Genomic DNA, 18,946 nt, shown 5'->3' with positions numbered 1-18,946 from the left:
TCAGCCGGCGTCCGGGACGGTGAGCTGGTCCTGGGAGCCGAGGGTGAGGGTGCCGGTGGGGTCGTCGTACCGCTCGGTGCACTGCCGAGCCGCCACCGAGCAGTCGAGGAGGACGTGGTTGCCGGTGCGCGCCTGGCTGGTCGCGACCACCAGGAAGCGGTCATCGTCCTGCCAGGACATCTCGACCGGGGTCAGGTCCGCGTCGAGCGGGACGATGACCGCGGTGTCGAAGACGCGGTGCGAGGACTGGCGGACCACGGCGAGACCGTGCCCGTCGGGCGTCACGAACGACCCGTCGGGCGCCAGCGCCCCGCCGCCGTCGAAGTGCGCGGCCGGCTGGGGGGCGTCACCGTCGCCGACCCACCAGAGCTCGGTGCCGTCGTACGTCGCGACCGCGAGGACGTCGGCCGCCAGCCGCGCGGACAGCGGGTCGCCCTGGGTGCGCACCCCCCACGACTGGTCGGGCGTCCGGTAGGACAACCGGTCTCCCTCGTCCTCGACCCAGGCGGTGCCGTCGGTGGCGGCCAGCTGGCTCTGCTGCGAGAGCAGCGGCACGGTCTCGAGGTCCGTGTCGCCGCCGATCCGACGGACGTGCAGGGTGTTGCCGAGGTCGACCCACGCCACGAACCGCCCCGTGGCGTCCACCCAGGCACGCTGGACCGGCTTGCCGTCGGCGAGGCTGGTCGTCTCCCCCAGCGACCCGTCGTCGGCCAGGTGCCGGACCACGAGGCCGCTCTCGTCGTCGACGAGCACGGCGCCCTGGGGGCCGGTGCCGAGCAGCTCCTCGTAGCGCGTGTGGTCGTCGCTGTAGCCGCCGTCCTGCGGCGGCACGAGGGTGGTCAGCCGGTTCTCGACCAGCGTCACGGCCGTGCCCATGTCCGTGGCACGGCCGGTGGGGGCGGTCGCGACGGGAGTGCTCGGCGCGGGCGCGCTGCCGTGGACGACGCTGCCGACGACCGTGACGGCTGCGACCGCGGCGACGGCGGCCAGCCCACGGCTCGCCGTACGGCGGCGGCGCTCGGCGCGCACCCGCCGCTCGAAGGCCAGCCGGTCGATCGGCGGCGCCGGGACGGCGTGGGCGACCTCGGTCAGGGACTCGCGGATCTCGGTGGTGGTCATGACATCTCCTCGACGAGGCGCAGCTCGGGCAGGGCGGCACGGAGCCGCTTCAGGGCGTGGTGGGTCTGGCTCTTGACCGAGCCGATCGAGCAGCCGAGCTCGCGCGCGGTCGCCTCCTCGGTCAGGTCCTCGACGTAGCGCAGGACCAGGGTGGCGCGCATCCGCGGCGGCAGCCTGCGGATCTCCTCCCAGAGCGCGAGGTGGTCCGCCCGCACGTCGAGGCCGCCGCCGTGGCCGGCGTCGGGCAGCTCGTCGGTCGCGATCTCGCGACCGCGGCGGCGCCACCGGCTGGTCAGATCGTGCACCATCGCCTGCCGGACGTAGGCGTCGGCGGCGCGCTTGTCGCGGATGCCGTCCCAGCGCACGCAGGTGCGGGCCAACGCCCCCTGGAGCAGGTCCTCCGCCTCGTGGCGGTCCCCCGTCAGGAGGTACGCCGTGCGGTACAGCGGCGTCCAGCGCGCCGCCATGAACTCGCTGAACTCGATCCGTGGTCCTGCCATCCGCGTGATTCCTCCCCGAGGTCCGGTGCCGTCAGGAGAGAAGACCGTCGACGGCCCGGAAAGGTTGAGAACCTACATCGAGTCGGTCACGCAGTCGCCGACCTCGGCGTCCTCGTGGGCCGGCGCCACCTCCACCGGCCGCCGCGGGATCGTCAGGCACACCACGGCCGCGGCGACGCAGAGCCCGCCGGCGGTCATCCAGGCCGCGAAGTAGTCGCCGTTGACCTGGCGGACCCAGCCCGCGAAGCTCGCGGCCACGCCGGCCCCGACCATGTGGCTGGCGAAGACCCACCCGAAGACCACGCCGGCCTTCTCCACCCCGAAGTGCTGGCGGCACAGCGCCACCGTCGGGGGCACCGTGGCCACCCAGTCGAGCCCGTAGAACAGCACGAACAGGAACAGGCTCGGGTGCACGTGCGGCCCCAGCAGCGCGGGCACGAAGAGCAGCGAGAGGCCACGGAAGAAGTAGTAGCCGAACAGCAGGTAGCGGCTGTCGACGCGGTCGGTGAGCCACCCGCTGGCGATGGTGCCGACGATGTCGAAGACACCGATCAGCGCCAGGAGGCTCGCGCTCGTGGTCTCGGGCATGCCGTGGTCGTGGGCAGCGGGGATGAAGTGCGTGCCGATCAGCCCGTTGGTCGACCAGCCGCAGATCCAGAACGTCGCGAACAGCGCCCAGAAGGTCCGCGACCGCGCACTCTCGGCCAGCGTCCCCAGCGCGACCCGGGCGGCGCCGCGCTCCACCGCCGGCGCGGGCGGCGGGGTCCAGCCCGCGGGGGCGCCGTACGGCGTGGTGCCGAGGTCGGCGGGGTGGTCGCGCAGCACCAGCCAGACCAGCGGGGCCAGCAGCAGCGCGAACGCCGTCACGAGGCCGGCGGCCCAGCGCCAGCCGGGCCCGTCGGCGAGGTGGGCGATGGCCGGCAGGAACACCAGCTGGCCGGTCGAGCTCGCGGCCGAGAAGACGCCCACGACCAGGCCACGGTGCGCCACGAACCACCGGTTGGCCACGATCGCGCCGAACACCAGCGCCAGCGACCCGGTGCCGATCCCGACCGCGAAGCCCCAGAGCACCCACAGCTGCCAGGCCTGCGTCATCACCAGGGTCAGGCCGGACCCGAGCGCCACGAGCGCGAGGCTGGCCGCCACCACCCGGCGTACACCGAAGCGCTCCATGAGCGCGGCGGCGAAGGGCGCGGTGAGTCCGTAGACCACCAGGTTGAGGCTGACGGCCCCGCTGGTGGTGGCCCGGCTCCAGCCGAAGTCGGCCTCGAGCGGCTCGAGCAGCGCCCCCGTCGAGGACCGGAAGCCGGCCGCGGCGATCAGCGCGCCCATCGTGATGGCGGCGACGAGCCAGGCCCGGTGGAGACCGCGCGTGGGAGACGGGGACATCGGGGCGTGCACGGTCACCCGGCGATCCTAGGGACGGCAGCTCTCGGCCAGGAGCCCACCGGCAGCCACCGGGCGCCGAGTTCCCGCCAGCCTCCGGCTGTCAGGATGGTCGGCATGATCGACCCGACGCCCCTGTGGGACTTCGACGACCCGACCGGCTCCGAGCAGCGCTTCCGCGCCGAGGCGGAGGCTGCCGACCCCGAGGACCGCCTGGTGCTGATGACCCAGGTGGCGCGGGCCCTCGGCCTCCAGGAGAAGTACGACGAGGGGCACGCCGTCCTCGACGACCTCTCCCCCACCGAGGACGAGGTCGCGGTCCGGATCGTGCTGGAGCGTGGCCGGCTGTTCCGCTCGGCCGGCTCGCCCGACGAGGCGCGGCCGTCGTTCGAGGCGGCCGTGGCGACCGCGTCGCAGGCCGGGCTCGAGGCGCTGCACGTCGACGCGCTGCACATGCTGGCCCTGGTCGCCGACCCCGCCGAGCAGCTCGCCGTCAACGAGCGTGCCCTGGCCGTCGCCCGCAACGCCTCGGACCCGGCGGCGCGCGACTGGGACGCCTCCCTGCTCAACAACATCGGCATGGTCCACGCGGACGCCGGGCGCTGGGGGGAGGCGCTCGACGCCTTCGAGCAGGCCCTCGCCGCGCGCGAGCGGATCGGCGTGGAGACGCGCACCCGCACCGCCCGCTGGATGGTCGCCTGGGCGTTGCGCAACCTCGGCCGCACCGAGGAGGCGCTGGCGATGCAGCGGGCCCTCAAGGCCGACCTCGAGGCCGCCGGGCAGCACGACCCGTACGTCGACGAGGAGCTCGCCCTGCTCGAGGGCTGACCCGGCCCGATCCGTTGCCGGTGGGCGGTGGCGGACGTACCGTTTTCGGCATGGGCTCCACCGTGGGCGTCCTGGTCCTCGTGGCCTTGCTGGTGGCGCTGCACGTGGGTGTCGCGCACAGCGAGGACGTGGCGCGCGCCTGCGGGCGGCTGAACGACCGGCTCCACCGCGCTCGTCGCCCCGAGCCGGCGGGGCGCCCGATCGAGCTGATCGCCGTGGATGCCCGTCGGCTACGGGTGCGCTACCGCTACCCGCCCCGGGGGCTCCGGTTCGCGAAGTACGAAGGACTGCGGTGCGCCTACGACGCGGTCCTCGCCGAGGCGTGCCGGGCGCTGGGCCACGAGCACCTCTTCGACGTGCTGCCCCCGGGCAGCGAGCGCGACGCCGAGCGCTGCCGGATCGAGCTCCTGCTCGACGACTTCGGATTCCACCTGGACGACGCGGCCTAGGGCTCCCGAGAGCGCGTCACACCCTGCGGTAGCAGAGGTCGGTGATGTCGCGGCCCTTGTCGAGGCCCTTGCGCTCGAAGCGGGTCAGCGGCCGCTCGTCCCAGCGCTCGGTGACGCCGCCCTCGAGGAGCGGCTCGGCGTCGAGGACCTCCACCATCTGCTCGGCGTAGTCGGCCCAGTCGGTGGCCAGCCGCCACTCGGCGCCGACCTCGAGGCGGCTGGCGACCACGGCCGCGAACGTGGCGTTCACGAGGCGGCGCTTGTTGTGCCTCTTCTTGTGCCACGGGTCCGGGAAGAACGTCCACACGCCAGCCAGCGAACCGGGCTCGAAGAGGTGCTCCATCGACCACGCGGCGTCGACGCCGATCATCCGCACGTTGTCCAGGCCCGCCTCGCCGACCTTGCCCAGGGTGTCGGCGATGCCCGGCACCCAGACCTCGATGCCCAGCACGTTGGTGCCGGGGCGGGTCGCGGCCAGCGCCGCGGTCGACTCCCCGATGCCGCAGCCGATCTCGACGACGAGCGGGGCCTCGCGGCCGAACCACGCGGTGAGGTCGAAGTCGTCGCGGTCCACGACGTCGTCCGGGACCCACCACGCCTCGTGGTGGGCGTCCCAGGCCGCCTGCTGGTTGGGGGTGAAGCGGCTGCCGCGCCGGGAGTAGCTGAGGACCTCACGCATCGGCCGGCCGTCCTCGGTCAGCTTGTGGTGGGGGCGCGCGGGGCGCACTCGCTCGTTCATCGGTCCCATTCTCCTCGGGGCGCGGGGCACAGCAGGGGCAGGCGGGGGGGCATGCAGAACGGCCCCGGACCGAGGTCCGGGGCCGTTCTGGTGGATCAGCTGGTGGTCTCGACAGGCTCGACCACCGGGGTCAGATCACTTGGTGATCTTGGTGACCCGGCCGGCGCCGACGGTGCGGCCACCCTCGCGGATCGCGAAGCGGAGACCCTCGTCCATGGCGATGGGCTGGATGAGCTCCACCGACATCTCGGTGTTGTCACCCGGCATGACCATCTCGGTGCCCTCGGGCAGGGTCACAACGCCCGTCACGTCCGTCGTACGGAAGTAGAACTGCGGACGGTAGTTGTTGAAGAACGGCGTGTGGCGGCCGCCCTCCTCCTTCGAGAGGATGTAGACCGAGGCCTCGAAGTTGGTGTGCGGGGTCGTGGTGCCCGGCTTGATGACGACCATGCCGCGCTCGATGTCCTCGCGCTTGGTGCCACGAAGCAGGAGACCGACGTTCTCGCCGGCCTGGCCCTCGTCGAGCAGCTTGCGGAACATCTCGACACCGGTGACGGTCGACTTCTGGGCCTTCTCGCGGATGCCGATGATCTCGACCTCCTCGTTGACCTTGACGATGCCGCGCTCGATACGACCGGTGATGACGGTGCCACGGCCGGTGATCGTGAAGACGTCCTCGACCGGCATGAGGAACGGCTTGTCCGTCTCACGCGCGGGGGTGGGGATGGCCTCGTCGACCGCGTCCATGAGCTCCATGATCGAGTCGCCCCACTTCGCGTCGCCCTGGAGGGCGGGGAAGGCAGCAACGCGGACCACGGGGATGTCGTCGCCCGGGAACTCGTACTCGGAGAGGAGCTCGCGCACCTCCATCTCGACGAGCTCGATGAGCTCGTCGTCGTCGACCATGTCGCACTTGTTGAGCGCCACGACCAGGGCCGGCACGCCGACCTGGCGGGCGAGCAGCACGTGCTCACGCGTCTGCGGCATCGGACCGTCGGTGGCGGCGACAACGAGGATCGCGCCGTCCATCTGGGCCGCGCCGGTGATCATGTTCTTGATGTAGTCCGCGTGACCCGGGCAGTCCACGTGCGCGTAGTGGCGCGACTCGGTCTGGTACTCGACGTGCGCGATGGAGATGGTGATACCGCGCTGGCGCTCCTCGGGGGCCTTGTCGATGTCCTCGAACGCCGAAGCAGCGTTGAGGTCCGGGTGCTTGTCGTGCAGCACCTTGGTGATCGCCGCGGTCAGCGTCGTCTTGCCGTGGTCGATGTGACCGATGGTGCCGATGTTGACGTGCGGCTTGGTCCGCTCGAACTTCGCCTTAGCCACTGTGGGCTCCTCCTGGTGTGGTTGTTACTTGACTCGTACTTGCAAGGGGTGGTGCCGAGGGTCCGGACGATTACTCGCCGCGCACCTTCTTGATGATCTCGTCGGCGATGTTCGTCGGAACCTCGGCGTACGAGTCGAACTCCATCGAGTACGAAGCCTGGCCGGAGGTCTTGGACCTCAGGTCGCCAACGTACCCGAACATCTCGGACAGCGGCACGAGGGCGTTGATGACCATGTCACCGTGACGCTCCTCCTGTGCCTGGATCTGGCCGCGGCGGCTGTTGATGTCGCCGATGACCGTGCCGAGGAAGCTCTCGGGGGTGGTCACCTCAACGGCGAACATCGGCTCCAGCAGCACCGGCTTGGCCATGCGTGCGGCCTCCTTGAAGGCCTGGTTGCCGGCGATCTTGAACGCGAGCTCGGACGAGTCGACGTCGTGGTAGGCGCCGTCCTCGAGCGAGAACTTCACGTCGACCATGGGGTAGCCGGCGAGAACACCGAACTCCATGGCGTCCTGGCCGCCCTGGTCGACCGAAGGGATGTACTCCTTCGGCACGCGACCACCGGACACGTTGTTCTCGAACACGTAGCCGGCACCCGTGCCGGTCTCCGGGTCGATGTTGGGGCCGAGGGAGATGACGACCTTCGCGAACTGACCCGAACCACCGGTCTGCTTCTTGTGGGTGTAGCTGTGGTTCTTGACCTCCTTGCGGACGGTCTCGCGGTAGGCCACCTGCGGCTTGCCGACGGTCGCCTCGACGCGGAACTCGCGCTTCATGCGGTCGACGAGGATCTCCAGGTGGAGCTCGCCCATGCCGGCGATGATCGTCTGGCCGGTCTCCTCGTCGGACTTGACCGTGAAGGTCGGGTCCTCGTCGGACAGGCGCTGGATCGCCATGCCCAGCTTCTCCTGGTCGGACTTCGTCTTCGGCTCGATGGCGACCTCGATCACCGGGGCCGGGAACGTCATCGACTCGAGGATGACCTGGTTCTGCGGGTCGCACAGCGTGTGACCGGTCTTGGTGTCCTTGAGGCCCATGACGGCCACGATCTGGCCGGCGCCGACCGACGCGATCTCCTCACGCTTGTTGGCGTGCATCTGGTAGACCTTGCCGATGCGCTCCTTGCGGCCGTTGACCGAGTTGACCACGGTCGAGCCGGCCTCGAGCTTGCCGGAGTAGACGCGGACGTAGATCAGCTTGCCCAGGTGCGGGTCGGAGGCGATCTTGTACGCCAGGCCGGAGAACGGCTCGTCGTCGGAGGGCTTGCGGACGATCTGCTCGTCCTCGTCCTTCACCGAGTGGCCGATGATGCCCTCGATGTCGAGCGGGGACGGGAGGTACTTGACGACCGCGTCGAGCAGGGGCTGGACGCCCTTGTTCTTGAACGCGGTGCCGCACAGGACCGGGTTGAGCTTGTCGGCGAGCGTGGCGCGACGGATCGCAGCCTCGAGCTCCTCGACGGTGAAGTCCTCGCCCTCGAGGTACTTCTCCATGATGGCGTCGTCGGCCTCGGAGAGGGTCTCGAGGAACTTCTCGCGGTACTCGGCGGCCTGCTCGGCCATCTCCGCGGGGATCTCCTCGACGGTGTAGTCCTCACCCATCGTGGTCTCGCCGCGCCAGGTCAGGGCGCGCATGCCCACCAGGTCGACGACTCCGAGGAAGTCCGACTCGGCACCGATCGGCAGCTGGAGGACCAGCGGGGTGCTGTTGAGGCGGTCGACCATCATGTCGACGCAACGGAAGAAGTCGGCACCCGTGCGGTCCAGCTTGTTCACGAAGCACATGCGGGGCACGGAGTACTTGTTGGCCTGACGCCACACCGTCATGGTCTGCGGCTCGACACCGGCGACACCGTCGAACACCGCCACGGCGCCGTCGAGGACGCGCAGCGAGCGCTCGACCTCGGCGGTGAAGTCCACGTGGCCGGGCGTGTCGATGATGTTGATCTGGTGGTTCTTCCACCAGCAGGTCGTCGCGGCCGACGTGATGGTGATGCCGCGCTCCTGCTCCTGCTCCATCCAGTCCATCGTGGCCGCGCCCTCGTGGACCTCACCGATCTTGTAGGTGATACCGGTGTAGAAGAGGATGCGCTCGGTGGTGGTGGTCTTGCCGGCGTCGATGTGCGCCATGATGCCGATGTTGCGGACCTTGTTGAGGTCCGTGGTGATGTCGACAGCCACTGTGGTCAGCGTCCTTAGAAAGTTTGTGGAAAGTCAGGTGGAGCGGGACGGCGCACCGCACGGGTGAACCGCCCCGCCCGTGGTCACCAGCGGTAGTGCGCGAAGGCCTTGTTGGACTCGGCCATCTTGTGGGTGTCCTCGCGCTTCTTCACAGCGGCACCAAGGCCGTTGGAGGCGTCGAGGATCTCGTTCATGAGGCGCTCGGACATCGTCTTCTCGCGACGGTCCTGGGCGTAGCCGACGAGCCAGCGCAGCGCGAGCGTGGTGCCGCGCGTGCCCTTGACCTCGATCGGGACCTGGTAGGTCGCGCCACCGACGCGGCGGGACTTGACCTCGATGGCCGGCTTCACGTTGTCCATCGCACGCTTGAGCGTGACGACGGGGTCGGTGCCGGTCTTCTCGCGGCAGCCCTCGAGCGCGGTGTAGACGATGCGCTGAGCAACCTGCTTCTTGCCGTCCATCAGGACCTTGGAGACGAGCTGGGTGACCAGCTGCGACCCGTAGACCGGGTCGACGTCGATAGGCCGCTTGGGAGCGGGACCCTTGCGCGGCATATCAGCTCTTCTCCTTCTTCGCGCCGTAACGGCTGCGGGCCTGCTTGCGGTTCTTCACGCCCTGGGTGTCGAGCGTGCCGCGAATGATCTTGTAGCGAACACCGGGGAGGTCCTTCACACGACCGCCGCGGACGAGCACGATGGAGTGCTCCTGAAGGTTGTGACCGACACCCGGGATGTAAGCGGTGACCTCGACGCCACTCGACAGGCGCACGCGGGCGACCTTGCGGAGAGCGGAGTTCGGCTTCTTCGGGGTGGTGGTGTAGACGCGCGTGCAGACGCCGCGACGCTGGGGCGAACCCTTGAGGGCAGGCGTCTTGTTCTTCGACACCTTGTCCTGGCGGCCCTTGCGGACCAACTGCTGAATGGTGGGCACCTTGTTGGTTCCCCTTCTTTTCCTCTAGTCAGAACCCGACGCCTTGCCGGGCACGATGATGAAGCGATCTGTGTGCCTGAAGTGAGTGCTGGACGCCTCTCGGCGACCACGATCTGGCCGCTGGCTATTTCCGAGCACGCGCAACGGTCTGGTTGTCCCAGACACGAGGAAAGAGATTACTCGGGCCTGCGTCGGGGGTCAAAACGCGCCGACCGCGCAGGTAGAGCAGTCCGGAGACGCCCGCGCCGAGCATCGTCAGGGCCCCTCCGACCAACAGCGTCCAGCGGGCCCCGAAGGCCTCCCCGACCCAGCCGATCAACGGCGATCCGAGCGGCGTGCCGCCGATGAAGATCATCATGTAGAGGGCCATCACCCGGCCGCGCATCCCGGCGTCGGTGTGCAGCTGCATGAACGCGTTGGCGCTGGTGATCATGGTCAGCGCACTGATCCCCAGGAGCGGGCACAGCAGCGCGAAGACGACGTACGACGGAGCGAGGCCGGCCACCACCTCGACCGCGCCGAACATGATCGCCGCGCCCACCACGAGCCGGTGCCGGACCCGCTCGCGGCGGGCCGCGATGAGCGACCCGGTGAGCGAGCCGATCGCCATGAACGTGCCGAGCAGGCCGTACTCCGTCGAGCCCTTGTGGAACACCTGGGTGGCCATCAGCGCCGAGGTCATCTGGAAGTTGAGCCCGAAGGTGCCGGTGAAGAAGACGATCCCGAGGATCAGCAGCAGGTCGGGCCGGCCCCTGACGTAGGCGACGCCGGCGAGGATCTGGCCCTTCTCGCGCTTCACCAGGGCCGGGGTCGCCAGCCGGGACGCGTCGAGCGTGTGCAGGGTGAAGATCGGGGCGGCGTAGCTCAGGCCGTTGAAGAGGATGACGAGCCCGGTCGCCCCCACTCCCCCGCCGAACGCCGCGATCAGCACGCCGGCGACCGCCGGGCCGACGATGCGGGCGGCGTTGAAGCTCGCCGAGTTGAGGCCGACCGCGTTGGTCAGGTCGTCGTGGTCGACCATCTCGGACACGAACGACTGGCGCGCCGGGGCGTCGAACGCCGCCGCCGTGCCGAGGACCAGGGCGAGGACGTAGACGTGCCAGATCTGGACGGTGCCGGTCAGGGCGAGCGCGGCCAGCACGAGGGCCGGGACGGCCATGCCGAGGTTGGTCAGCTGGAGCAGGCGGCGCTTGGGGATCCGGTCCGCCACGAGGCCGGCCCACGGCGAGAGCAGGAGGAACGGCAGGAACTGCAGACCGGTGGTGATGCCGATCGCCGTGCCGGAGTTGTCGGTGAGGAGGAGGACCAGCCAGTCCTGGGCCACGCGCTGCATCCAGGTGCCGACGTTCGACACGACACCACCGGCGGCGTAGCGCCGGTAGTTGGCGTTGGAGAGCGAGCGGAAGGTGGGGCTCAGGCCGATCAGTCCTTCTGGGCGAGTCGTTCGAGGATGGGGGCGGCGGCGCGGAGGACGGCGCGGTCCTCCGGGGAGAGGTCGGTGAGGCGGCGGGCCAGCCACGCGTCGCGGCGGGCGCGGTCGGCCAGGACGGTCGCGCGGCCGGAGTCGGTCAGCGTCACCAGCACCTGGCGGCCGTCGGTCTCGTGGGGGCGGCGGGCGACGTACCCGTCCCCCTCGAGGCAGTTGACCGTCCGGGTCATGCTGGGCGGCTGCACCCGCTCGTGGCCGGCCAGCTCGCCGATGGTGAGGTCCCCGGCGCGGTAGAGCGCCCCCAGGACGGCCATCTGGTTGAGGCTGAGCTCGTTGTCGGGGTGCCGCTCGTTGGCGAGCCGGCGACGCAGGCGCATCACGGACAGCCGGAGCTCCGACGCCAGTCCGGCGTCGGTGCGGGCAACCTTCTCCACGGTGGGCATGTCGTTACCTTAACTCATTACCCTTGCTAAGTATTCCAGCGAAGAGAGCGCCCCGCGGCCGCCGCGGGGCGCTCTCGTGGGCTCGGGGTCAGCTCAGCCAGTCGGTGATCGGGCTGATCGCGAAGTAGACGACGAAGAGCGCCGCGACGACCCACAGGAGCGCGTGGACCTCGGAGGCCTTGCCGCGCACCAGCTTGATCAGGACGTGGGCCAGGAAGCCCGCGCCGATCCCGACGGTGATCGAGTAGGTGAACGGCATCAGGACGATGGTGAGGAACGCCGGGATGGCGACCTCCAGGTCGTCCCAGTCGATGCCCTTGACCTGCTGCATCATCAGGAAGCCGACCAGGACCAGGGCCGGGACGGCGGCCTCGGACGGGATCATCGCCACGAGCGGCGCGAGCAGGATCGAGAGCAGGAACAGCACGCCGGTGACCACGGAGGCCAGGCCGGTGCGGGCACCCTCACCGACGCCCGAGGCCGACTCGATGTAGGAGGTGTTCGACGAGACGCCCGCGGCGCCGCCGGCCGCTGCGGCGATGGAGTCGACGACCAGGATGCGCTGGCTGTGGGGCGGGGTGCCCTCCTCGTCGAGCAGGCCGGCCTCGGCGCCGATGGCGGTCATCGTGCCCATGGTGTCGAAGAAGTCGGCCAGCATCAGCGTGAAGATGAGCAGGACCGAGGTGACCACGCCAACGGACTGGAACGAGCCGAGCAGCGAGAAGTGGCCGAGGGTGTCGAAGTGCGGGGTGTCGAAGACCTTGTCGGGGAAGCTCGGGACGCTCAGGCTCCACCCGAGCGGGTTGTCCGAGGACTTCTGGCCCAGGTCGCCGATCGCCTCCACGACCACCGCGACGACGGTGGTGGCGATGATCGAGATCAGGATCGCGCCCTTGACGTGGCGCACCCACAGCGTGATGACCAGCAGCAGGCCGACGATGAAGACCACGACCGGCCATCCGGCCAGCTCTCCGGTGGGGCCGAGCTGCACCGGCGTACCGGCGCCGGGACGGACGAAGCCCGCGTCGACGAAGCCGATGAGCGCGATGAACAGGCCGATGCCGACCGAGATCGCGACCTTGAGGTGGGCCGGCACCGCGTGGAAGACCGCCTGCCGGAAGCCGGTCAGAACGAGGACCAGGATGAGGAGGCCCTCGATCACGACCAGGCCCATCGCGTCGGCCCAGGTCATCTGGGTGGCGATGGAGAACGCGACGAACGCGTTGAGGCCCAGGCCCGTGGCCAGCGCCAGCGGGTAGTTGGCCACCACGCCCATGAGGATCGTCATCAGGCCCGCGACCAGGGCGGTGCCGGCCGCGATGATCGCGAGGTTCTCGCCGTGGCCGGTGCCGCCGCCGAGGAACTTGCCGTCGGCGTCGGCTGCGAAGCCGAGGATCAGGGGGTTGAGCACGATGATGTAGGCCATCGTGAAGAAGGTGACGAGGCCGCCGCGGACCTCGCGCGCGACGGTCGAGCCGCGCTCGCTGATGTGGAAGAAGCCGTCGATGCCGGTGGCCCTGGGGCTGCTGCTGACCGCTGCGTCGGTCTCGCTCTGGTTGGTCACGCGCGGCATCTTGGCACGACGACGTTGCACGACGCATGCCCGCGACGTTTCACGGACGTGACCGGTCGACTAGCGTGCATCCCGTGGAGCTCCGCGACGACCAGCCGACCCAGCACGAGATCGGCAAGCGCACGTTCATCGTGGCCGATGTCGAGCCCCTCGACGTCGACGGGGTCCGCACGGTCGAGGTCGGCGTCGCGCTGTGGCTGATCGGCTTCATCGCCCTGCTCCCCTTCTACTCTCGCCTCGAGGACTCCGGCCGCCTGTGGTGGCTGTGGACCTGCCTGGCCGGCTTCGGGCTCGGCCTCTTCGGCCTGGAGTACTGCCGGCGCCGCCGCAAGGTGCGCACCGAGATGCGGGACGAGCCGCGCGACGGGCTGCCCGGGGACGATGTCTGAGTCCGAGCCCCGTCCCGGTGCGGCGCCGCTGACCCGCTGGGCCGTGGGCGGCGCCGGCAACGACGGCTACGGCCGGATGTTCGGCGAGCTGGTCTCGGCGGGGACCGACGTCGACGGCGAGGCCCGGCTGGCCGACGCCCTCCTCCCCCGGGACGCTCGTGTCCTGGACGCCGGCTCGGGGATGGGCCGCGTGTCCGCCGCGCTCGCCGCCCGCGGGCACCGGGTGGTCGGGATCGAGCCCGATGCGGCCCTGGTGGCGCAGTGCCGGCACACCTTCCCCGGGCTCGAGGTCGTGGAGAGCGACATCCTCGGCGTCACGGCCGAGCAGCTGGGCCTGTTCGACCTCGTGGTGTGCGTCGGCAACGTGATGATCTACCTCGCAGACGGCACCGAGCGGGCCGTGCTGGCGCGGCTCCGGTCGCTGCTGGCACCCGGTGGGCGGATCCTGGTCGGCTTCCACCCGGTGGACGGTCCCACCAACAGCCGGACCTACCCGCCGGAGGAGTTCGTCGCCGACGCCGAGGCGTCGGGACTGCGGGTGGACCTGCGGTTCGGGACCTACGAGCTGCACCCGCCCCTGGAGACGTACGCCGTGTGGGTGCTGTCGCCGGAGGCGTGACGGGTCAGAACTGCTCGAGGTCGTCGAGCGTGATCGTGTCGACGACCGGCTCGGGCAGCGGCACCGGCTCGTGCTTCTTGGCCAGCCGGACCTCGGAGTGGGCGCCGCAGCCGTGGTCGAGGGAGACCACGCGACCGTCGTCGTTGGCGTCACCGTTGGCGCAGACGCCGAACATCTCCGAGAGGGGTCCCGCGATCCGCATCAGGAAGCCGCACGTCGTGCAGCTGTCGGGAGCCGACTGGGCGAGCGGGGCCTGCGGGCCGCCGTCGCCGTCGTACCACCGCTGCGCGGCGAGCTCGCGACCCTCGAGCGACAGCGTCCGGACCCGGCCGAGGCCGAGGTCCTGGGCGACCCGGCGGACCTGGGCCTGCTCGTCGGGGTCGAGCGGGTCGTCGCCGAAGGAGTAGGTGGGGACCAGACGCGGGTCGTCCTCCTCGACGGGGAGGAGGTCGCCGGGCGAGAGGTCGCCGGGCTTGATCCGCTCGCGGTAGGGCACCCACTCGGGGGCGACGATCGCCTCGTCGCCGGGGATCAGCACGACCTCGTCGACGGTGACGGTCTTCTGCCGCGGCGCACGGGCGATCGTGACCGACCAGCGCCAGCCGACGTATCCGGCGCGCTCGCAGGCGAACAGGTGGGTGACGAGGCGCTCGCCCTCGACCACGTGGCCGAGGTGGGCGCCCACGTCCGCGGCGTCGACCTCCTCGAGGAGGGCGGCACGGGCCGCGTCCACGGCCGCGACGGCTGCGGTGTCGGGCTTGGCGCGCACGATGGTCATCACGGGCGAAATCATGGCCCATGACCGGGTGCGCTGTCAGGTCGGGGCGGTTCGCGGCCCTCGTGTTGCTGGCCGTGGGTGTCGGTCGCAGGGGGCAGGATAGGGACATGACGACGTCCCGCCCCGACTCCTCCGCCGAGGAGCAGCGCTGGCGGGACCCCCATCCGACCCGGCCCGACGAGGCCCCGGATCCCACCGTGCGGGTCGGGCGCGCCGACCGGGCGAAGGCGGTCGGCCGCGGCCTCGGGACCGGCGCCAGGGCGGCCGGCAGGGGCCTGCGTGGCGTGGCGCGGGTGACCGGCCGGGCCGGCGGCTTCACGCTGCGCCAGGCCCGACGGGCGGCCCGGGCCGAGGGCGCCGGCGACTCGGGGCTCTTCCGGCTGATCGAGATGCACGCCTTCAACACCGCCGGCGACGCCGCCCTGGCGATCTCCCTCGCCGGCACGCTCTTCTTCCAGGTGCCGACCGGCGAGGCGCGCGGCCAGGTGGCGCTGTTCCTGGGCCTGACGATGCTGCCGTTCGCGATCGTCGCGCCGCTCATCGGCCCCTTCCTCGACCGCTTCAGCCACGGCCGCCGGTGGGCGATCGGCGCGACGATGGCGATCCGGGCCTTCCTGTGCTGGGTGCTGGCCACCGCCGTGATCGACAAGTCGGCCTGGCTCTTCCCCGCCGCCCTCGGGGCGCTGGTCGCCTCGAAGGCCTACGGCGTCACGCGGGCCGCGGCCGTCCCGCGGCTCGTGCCCGCGAGTTTCACCCTGGTCAAGGCCAACGCCCGGATCTCGCTGTCCGGCATCGTCGGCGCCGCCGTGTCCGCGCCGATCGCCGGCCTGGCCTCGACCTTCGGACCCGAGTGGTCGCTGCGCTACGCCTTCGTGCTGTTCGTGATCGCCACGGTGCTGGCGATCCTGCTGCCGCCCAAGGTCGACGTCAGCCAGGGCGAGGTGCGCCTCGCGCTGGGTCCGGGGCCGAGCTCACGCACCGCGTCCTCGACCAAGGTCCGGGCCCACGTGCCGCCGGCCGTGGCGTTCGCGCTCCGCGCCAACTGCGGGCCGCGCTGGCTGTCGGGCTTCCTCATCATGTTCATGGCGTTCCTGCTGCGCGAGAACCCCATCGGCGACTGGCGACCCGAGGTGCTGCTCGGCATCGTGGTCGGCGCTGCCGGGCTCGGCAACGCCGTCGGGATCGGGCTCGGCTCGGTGCTGCGCCAGGTCAACCCGGCCGTCACGGTGGTGCTGGCCCTGGCCGCCGACGCCGTGCTGGTGCTGCTCGCCGCCCTGTTCTACGGCGTGGTCACCGTCGCGCTGCTGGGCCTCACCGCCGGACTGGCCCAGTCGCTGGCCAAGCTGTCGCTGGACGCGACGATCCAGCGCGACGTGCCCGAGCGGGTGCAGTCGAGCGCGTTCGCACGCTCGGACACCACGCTCCAGCTGGCGTGGGTCCTGGGCGGCTTCCTGGGCATCGCCCTGCCGCTGTGGCCCCGGCTCGGCCTGGGGGTGGCTGCCGCCGTGCTGACCGCGTGGTTCGTGTTCGTCCTGGTCACGCGACCGCGGTCGGTCGCGGCCCGAGCCTGACCTGCGTCAGAGCTCGAGCTCGTCGGCCAGCGCGCGGAGCAGCTTGGCCGTCGGCTTCGCCGTACGCGCGTCGGGGTGACGACCGTGGCGGTAGCCCTCGCCGACGTCGTCGAGCAGGCGGATGAGGTCCTCGACGATCGAGACCATCTCCTCCGGCTTCTTGCGGCGGGCCGCCGACTGGCTGCGGGAGACCGAGGCCGGGGCGTCGATGATCCGGACCTGCAACGCCTGGTCGCCGCGGCGGCCCTGGGCGATGCCGAACTCGACGCGGGTGCCGGCCTTGATGGTCGTGGTGCCCTCGGGCAGCGCCTCGGAGCGGACGTAGACGTCGGGGCCGCTGTCCTGGGACAGGAAGCCGAAGCCCTTCTCGGCGTCGTACCACTTCACCTTGCCAGTGGGCACGGTCTCGACCTCACAACCTGCTCGTGCGCGCGGCCGGGTGCCGCGTGCGACGGCAAAGCCTAGGGGACGCCGCTGTGGGTGGCGAACGGGATTGCCCCCGGGGCCGGCTCAGAGCAGGCGCGGGGCGAGCGTGCCGGCGCCGACGACGAGCCCGGCGAGGTTGGCGGCCAGCATCAGCAGCATCCAGACGACCGCAGGGACGTGGGTCAGCCGGGCGACCTGGTCGGGGTCGGAGGTGCGCGAGCGGCGCCGGTCGGCGAGCAGCTCGACCAGCGGGCGGGGCGCCGCGAGGAGCAGCAGCCACGCGATCAGGTAGGCCACGACGGACTGCTGGTCGGGCTGGGCGTACCAGCTGACGAGGCCGACGGCGCCGCCCGTGACGAGCACCGCCAGGACGCCGTACAGGTTGCGCACCCAGAGCAGGATCAGCACCAGCAGGGCGACCAGGCCCCAGAGCAGGGCGACGCTGTGCCCGGCGGCGAGGAGCAGGGCCGCGCCGAGCCCGAGCAGGCCGGGCGCGAGGTAGCCGGCCAGCAGCATCACGACCATGCCGGGGCCGCGGGGCTTGCCGCGGGTGACGGTGACGCCGGAGGTGTCGGAGTGCAGGCGGATGCCGGTGAGCTGCCGACCGACGAGTACGCCGATCGCCGCGTGGCCGGCCTCGTGCACGATGGTGACCCCCATCCGCACGCGCGGCCAGGTACCCGGCGCGAGGACCAGCGCGAGGGCGACCAGACCGGTCAGCAGCACGACGGTCGCGGACGGGACGGGCTGCTCGGCCAGGACCCGGTGCCAGATGCGCTCCACGGTCAGCGGAGGGCGTCGTTCAGGGAGCCGGAGCGGAAGCCGCGGGCGTCGACGGCGGCGTCGGGGAAGCCGATCGCGCGGGCCGCGTCGAGCACGGCGGCCTCGAGGGCCGGGGCGAGCGGGAGCAGGGCGGCGTCGATCTCGATGCTGGCCCGCCCCCCCAGGTCGCGCACCCGCAGGTTGAGCAGGCCGGTGCCGGCGAGGGCCGCGCGGACGGCGGCCTCGGCGCGCTCGACCCGGGCGAGACGGTGCGGGGTGACCTCGATGCCGTAGGCGACCCGGCTGGACAGGCACGCGGCCGCGGGCTTGTCCCACGTCGGCAGGCCCCAGGCCTGCGAGGCGGCCCGGATCTGGTCCTTGGTCAGGCCGGCGTCGCGGAGAGGCGTGATGGCGCCGCGCTCGGCCGCCGCGCGAATGCCGGGCCGGAAGCCCGCGACCGCGTCGTCGGCGTTGGTGCCGGTGGCGACATGGGCGATGCCACGCTCGGCGGCGATGGGGGTGAGCACGTCGAGCAGCTCGGCCTTGCAGAAGAAGCAGCGGTCGCCGGCGTTGGCGCGGTAGCCCTCGCGCTCCATCTCGTGGGTCTGCGGGGTGAGCACGTCGACGCCCAGCGACTCGGCGAACGTTCGGGCCGGGTCGCGCTCGACCTGCGGCAGCGAGTCGGAGTAGCCCGTCGCGGCGGCGACGCGCTCGGGACCGAGCGCCCGGACGGCGGCGGCCAGCAGGAAGGCGCTGTCGGCGCCGCCGCTGTAGGCGACCAGCACCGAGCCCCGTTGCTCGAGGTCGGCGAGCAGGGCGCCGACCCGGCGCTCGAGGAGGTGGGCGTCGAGCCAGGCCGGGAAGTCGGCGAGGTCGTCGAGCACGACGTGGGTGCCGGCGGCGAGCAGCTCCTCGCGGGTGCACCCGCCGGTCAGCACGCTCACGCTGGTCACGCCCGCGGCGAGCGCGCCCTCGACGTCGTGGACGTGGTCGCCGACGTAGATGCTGGCGCCCTCGCGGCGCAGCGCGTCTGCCTTGCCGACGCCCCAGACCCAGCCCTCGAGGTGGTCGACGTCGAGGCCGAGGTGGTCGACGTGGCGGCGCGCGTTGGCCGGGAACTTGCCGGTGACCACCACGACCCGCCCGCGGTGGCGTCGTACGGCGGCGAGGGCGTCGTGCGCGCCGGGCAGGGCGGGGACGGACTCGATCGCGTGGTCGGGGTAGAGCTCGCGGAAGCGGTCGGACGCGCTCGGGATGCGCTCCTCGGCGAGGTGGTCGGCGAGGAGGAGGTCGAGCGGCGGACCCAGCTTGCTGGTCATCTGCTCGACCGGGAAGTCGACGCCGAGCTCGCCGCCGAGGGCGACCAGCACCCGGGCGAAGCCGGGCACCGTGTCGATCAGGGTCATGTCGAGGTCGAACCCCACCACCAGCGGCTCGGTCGAGGGGGTCTCCTGCATGGTGTCAGGGTAGGCAGGAGCGTCGAAGGTGACCCAA

Annotated in this window: 20 protein-coding genes; 5 read left to right on the top strand and 15 right to left on the bottom strand. The window is 71.4% G+C overall.

The annotated features are described in order from the left end of the window. The 3 genes from FB382_RS01685 to FB382_RS01675 form a co-directional block, all read right to left on the bottom strand. Positions 1-1,119: a hypothetical protein gene (locus FB382_RS01685; RefSeq protein WP_182536259.1), complete on the bottom strand. Its 1,119-nt coding sequence runs from the start codon at positions 1,117-1,119 to the stop codon at positions 1-3. After that, a complete protein-coding gene (locus tag FB382_RS01680; RefSeq protein WP_182536257.1) occupies positions 1,116-1,619 on the bottom strand; it encodes a SigE family RNA polymerase sigma factor in 504 nt (167 codons plus the stop codon). Before FB382_RS01680 ends, FB382_RS01685 begins: the two co-directional genes overlap by 4 nt. Positions 1,620-1,691: 72 nt before the next feature. Continuing rightward, positions 1,692-3,026: an MFS transporter gene (locus FB382_RS01675; protein ID WP_343055451.1), complete on the bottom strand. Its 1,335-nt coding sequence runs from the start codon at positions 3,024-3,026 to the stop codon at positions 1,692-1,694. A gap of 96 nt (positions 3,027-3,122) precedes the next feature. Between FB382_RS01675 and FB382_RS01670 the strand changes: the two genes are divergently transcribed. Then, positions 3,123-3,833 (top strand): tetratricopeptide repeat protein, encoded by a 711-nt coding sequence (locus FB382_RS01670; protein ID WP_182536254.1) that lies wholly within the window; start codon positions 3,123-3,125, stop codon positions 3,831-3,833. Between the two features lie 50 nt (positions 3,834-3,883). Beyond that, the gene (locus FB382_RS01665) at positions 3,884-4,282 is read left to right on the top strand and encodes a hypothetical protein (RefSeq protein WP_182536252.1); all 399 of its coding nucleotides are present in this window, start codon (positions 3,884-3,886) and stop codon (positions 4,280-4,282) included. A gap of 16 nt (positions 4,283-4,298) precedes the next feature. On the opposite strand, the gene trmB is transcribed toward FB382_RS01665, so the two are convergent. The 8 genes from trmB to FB382_RS01625 form a co-directional block, all read right to left on the bottom strand. After that, positions 4,299-5,021: a tRNA (guanosine(46)-N7)-methyltransferase TrmB gene (trmB, locus tag FB382_RS01660; protein ID WP_182536250.1), complete on the bottom strand. Its 723-nt coding sequence runs from the start codon at positions 5,019-5,021 to the stop codon at positions 4,299-4,301. A gap of 135 nt (positions 5,022-5,156) precedes the next feature. Further along, complete coding sequence (gene tuf, locus FB382_RS01655; RefSeq protein ID WP_182536248.1) at positions 5,157-6,350, bottom strand: elongation factor Tu; 1,194 nt, start codon at positions 6,348-6,350, stop codon at positions 5,157-5,159. Between the two features lie 70 nt (positions 6,351-6,420). After that, the gene (fusA, locus tag FB382_RS01650) at positions 6,421-8,481 is read right to left on the bottom strand and encodes an elongation factor G (protein ID WP_220481471.1); all 2,061 of its coding nucleotides are present in this window, start codon (positions 8,479-8,481) and stop codon (positions 6,421-6,423) included. Positions 8,482-8,615: 134 nt separating this feature from the next. After that, positions 8,616-9,086 (bottom strand): 30S ribosomal protein S7, encoded by a 471-nt coding sequence (rpsG, locus tag FB382_RS01645; protein ID WP_125038947.1) that lies wholly within the window; start codon positions 9,084-9,086, stop codon positions 8,616-8,618. 1 nt (position 9,087) lies between these two features. Next, a complete protein-coding gene (gene rpsL, locus FB382_RS01640; protein ID WP_011757353.1) occupies positions 9,088-9,462 on the bottom strand; it encodes a 30S ribosomal protein S12 in 375 nt (124 codons plus the stop codon). A 124-nt stretch (positions 9,463-9,586) separates the two neighbouring features. Then, positions 9,587-10,879, bottom strand: coding sequence for an MFS transporter (locus FB382_RS01635; RefSeq protein WP_182541305.1), 1,293 nt, complete (start codon positions 10,877-10,879; stop codon positions 9,587-9,589). A gap of 5 nt (positions 10,880-10,884) precedes the next feature. After that, positions 10,885-11,334 carry a MarR family winged helix-turn-helix transcriptional regulator gene (locus FB382_RS01630; RefSeq protein ID WP_182536244.1) on the bottom strand — a complete coding sequence of 150 codons (450 nt, stop codon included), beginning with the start codon at positions 11,332-11,334 and terminating at the stop codon, positions 10,885-10,887. An 88-nt stretch (positions 11,335-11,422) separates the two neighbouring features. Further along, on the bottom strand, positions 11,423-12,907 hold the full coding sequence (locus FB382_RS01625) for an NCS2 family permease (protein WP_125039204.1): 1,485 nt from the start codon (positions 12,905-12,907) through the stop codon (positions 11,423-11,425). A gap of 74 nt (positions 12,908-12,981) precedes the next feature. Here FB382_RS01625 and FB382_RS01620 point away from each other — a divergent pair, with 74 nt between their 5' ends. Next, complete coding sequence (locus tag FB382_RS01620) at positions 12,982-13,296, top strand: DUF2530 domain-containing protein (protein ID WP_343055450.1); 315 nt, start codon at positions 12,982-12,984, stop codon at positions 13,294-13,296. Continuing rightward, on the top strand, positions 13,289-13,915 hold the full coding sequence (locus FB382_RS01615) for a class I SAM-dependent methyltransferase (protein ID WP_182536240.1): 627 nt from the start codon (positions 13,289-13,291) through the stop codon (positions 13,913-13,915). The genes FB382_RS01620 and FB382_RS01615 overlap by 8 nt, the downstream gene beginning before the upstream one ends. A gap of 4 nt (positions 13,916-13,919) precedes the next feature. Here FB382_RS01615 and FB382_RS01610 read toward each other — a convergent pair whose 3' ends face one another. Beyond that, a complete protein-coding gene (locus FB382_RS01610; RefSeq protein WP_182541304.1) occupies positions 13,920-14,693 on the bottom strand; it encodes a DUF3027 domain-containing protein in 774 nt (257 codons plus the stop codon). A 107-nt stretch (positions 14,694-14,800) separates the two neighbouring features. Between FB382_RS01610 and FB382_RS01605 the strand changes: the two genes are divergently transcribed. Beyond that, entirely contained in the window at positions 14,801-16,264 is a 1,464-nt protein-coding gene (locus FB382_RS01605) for an MFS transporter (protein ID WP_182536238.1), read from the top strand. A gap of 6 nt (positions 16,265-16,270) precedes the next feature. Here FB382_RS01605 and FB382_RS01600 read toward each other — a convergent pair whose 3' ends face one another. From FB382_RS01600 to larE, 3 genes are all read right to left on the bottom strand, one after another. After that, complete coding sequence (locus tag FB382_RS01600) at positions 16,271-16,666, bottom strand: cold-shock protein (RefSeq protein WP_125038941.1); 396 nt, start codon at positions 16,664-16,666, stop codon at positions 16,271-16,273. Positions 16,667-16,774: 108 nt separating this feature from the next. Further along, entirely contained in the window at positions 16,775-17,473 is a 699-nt protein-coding gene (locus FB382_RS01595; protein WP_343055449.1) for a M50 family metallopeptidase, read from the bottom strand. Positions 17,474-17,475: 2 nt separating this feature from the next. Next, positions 17,476-18,909, bottom strand: a complete 1,434-nt coding sequence (larE, locus tag FB382_RS01590) for an ATP-dependent sacrificial sulfur transferase LarE (RefSeq protein WP_220481222.1) — start codon at positions 18,907-18,909, stop codon at positions 17,476-17,478. Positions 18,910-18,946: the final 37 nt, after the last annotated feature.

It is taken from the genome of Nocardioides ginsengisegetis (assembly GCF_014138045.1).
GTDB lineage: Bacteria > Actinomycetota > Actinomycetes > Propionibacteriales > Nocardioidaceae > Nocardioides > Nocardioides ginsengisegetis.
This window is presented reverse-complemented; position numbering and strand designations above follow the sequence as displayed.

Excerpts from the sequence above, each read along its gene's own strand:
- FB382_RS01665 (WP_182536252.1), top strand. The coding sequence starts at position 3,884 with ATGGGCTCCACCGTGGGCGTCCTGGTCCTCGTGGCCTTGCTGGTGGCG.
- FB382_RS01610 (WP_182541304.1), bottom strand. The coding sequence starts at position 14,693 with ATGACCATCGTGCGCGCCAAGCCCGACACCGCAGCCGTCGCGGCCGTG.
- FB382_RS01670 (WP_182536254.1), top strand. The coding sequence starts at position 3,123 with ATGATCGACCCGACGCCCCTGTGGGACTTCGACGACCCGACCGGCTCC.
- larE (WP_220481222.1), bottom strand. The coding sequence starts at position 18,909 with ATGCAGGAGACCCCCTCGACCGAGCCGCTGGTGGTGGGGTTCGACCTC.
- FB382_RS01615 (WP_182536240.1), top strand. The coding sequence starts at position 13,289 with ATGTCTGAGTCCGAGCCCCGTCCCGGTGCGGCGCCGCTGACCCGCTGG.
- FB382_RS01625 (WP_125039204.1), bottom strand. The coding sequence starts at position 12,907 with ATGCCGCGCGTGACCAACCAGAGCGAGACCGACGCAGCGGTCAGCAGC.
- FB382_RS01605 (WP_182536238.1), top strand. The coding sequence starts at position 14,801 with ATGACGACGTCCCGCCCCGACTCCTCCGCCGAGGAGCAGCGCTGGCGG.
- trmB (WP_182536250.1), bottom strand. The coding sequence starts at position 5,021 with ATGAACGAGCGAGTGCGCCCCGCGCGCCCCCACCACAAGCTGACCGAG.
- fusA (WP_220481471.1), bottom strand. The coding sequence starts at position 8,481 with ATGGCGCACATCGACGCCGGCAAGACCACCACCACCGAGCGCATCCTC.
- FB382_RS01685 (WP_182536259.1), bottom strand. The coding sequence starts at position 1,119 with ATGACCACCACCGAGATCCGCGAGTCCCTGACCGAGGTCGCCCACGCC.
- FB382_RS01630 (WP_182536244.1), bottom strand. The coding sequence starts at position 11,334 with ATGCCCACCGTGGAGAAGGTTGCCCGCACCGACGCCGGACTGGCGTCG.
- rpsG (WP_125038947.1), bottom strand. The coding sequence starts at position 9,086 with ATGCCGCGCAAGGGTCCCGCTCCCAAGCGGCCTATCGACGTCGACCCG.
- FB382_RS01680 (WP_182536257.1), bottom strand. The coding sequence starts at position 1,619 with ATGGCAGGACCACGGATCGAGTTCAGCGAGTTCATGGCGGCGCGCTGG.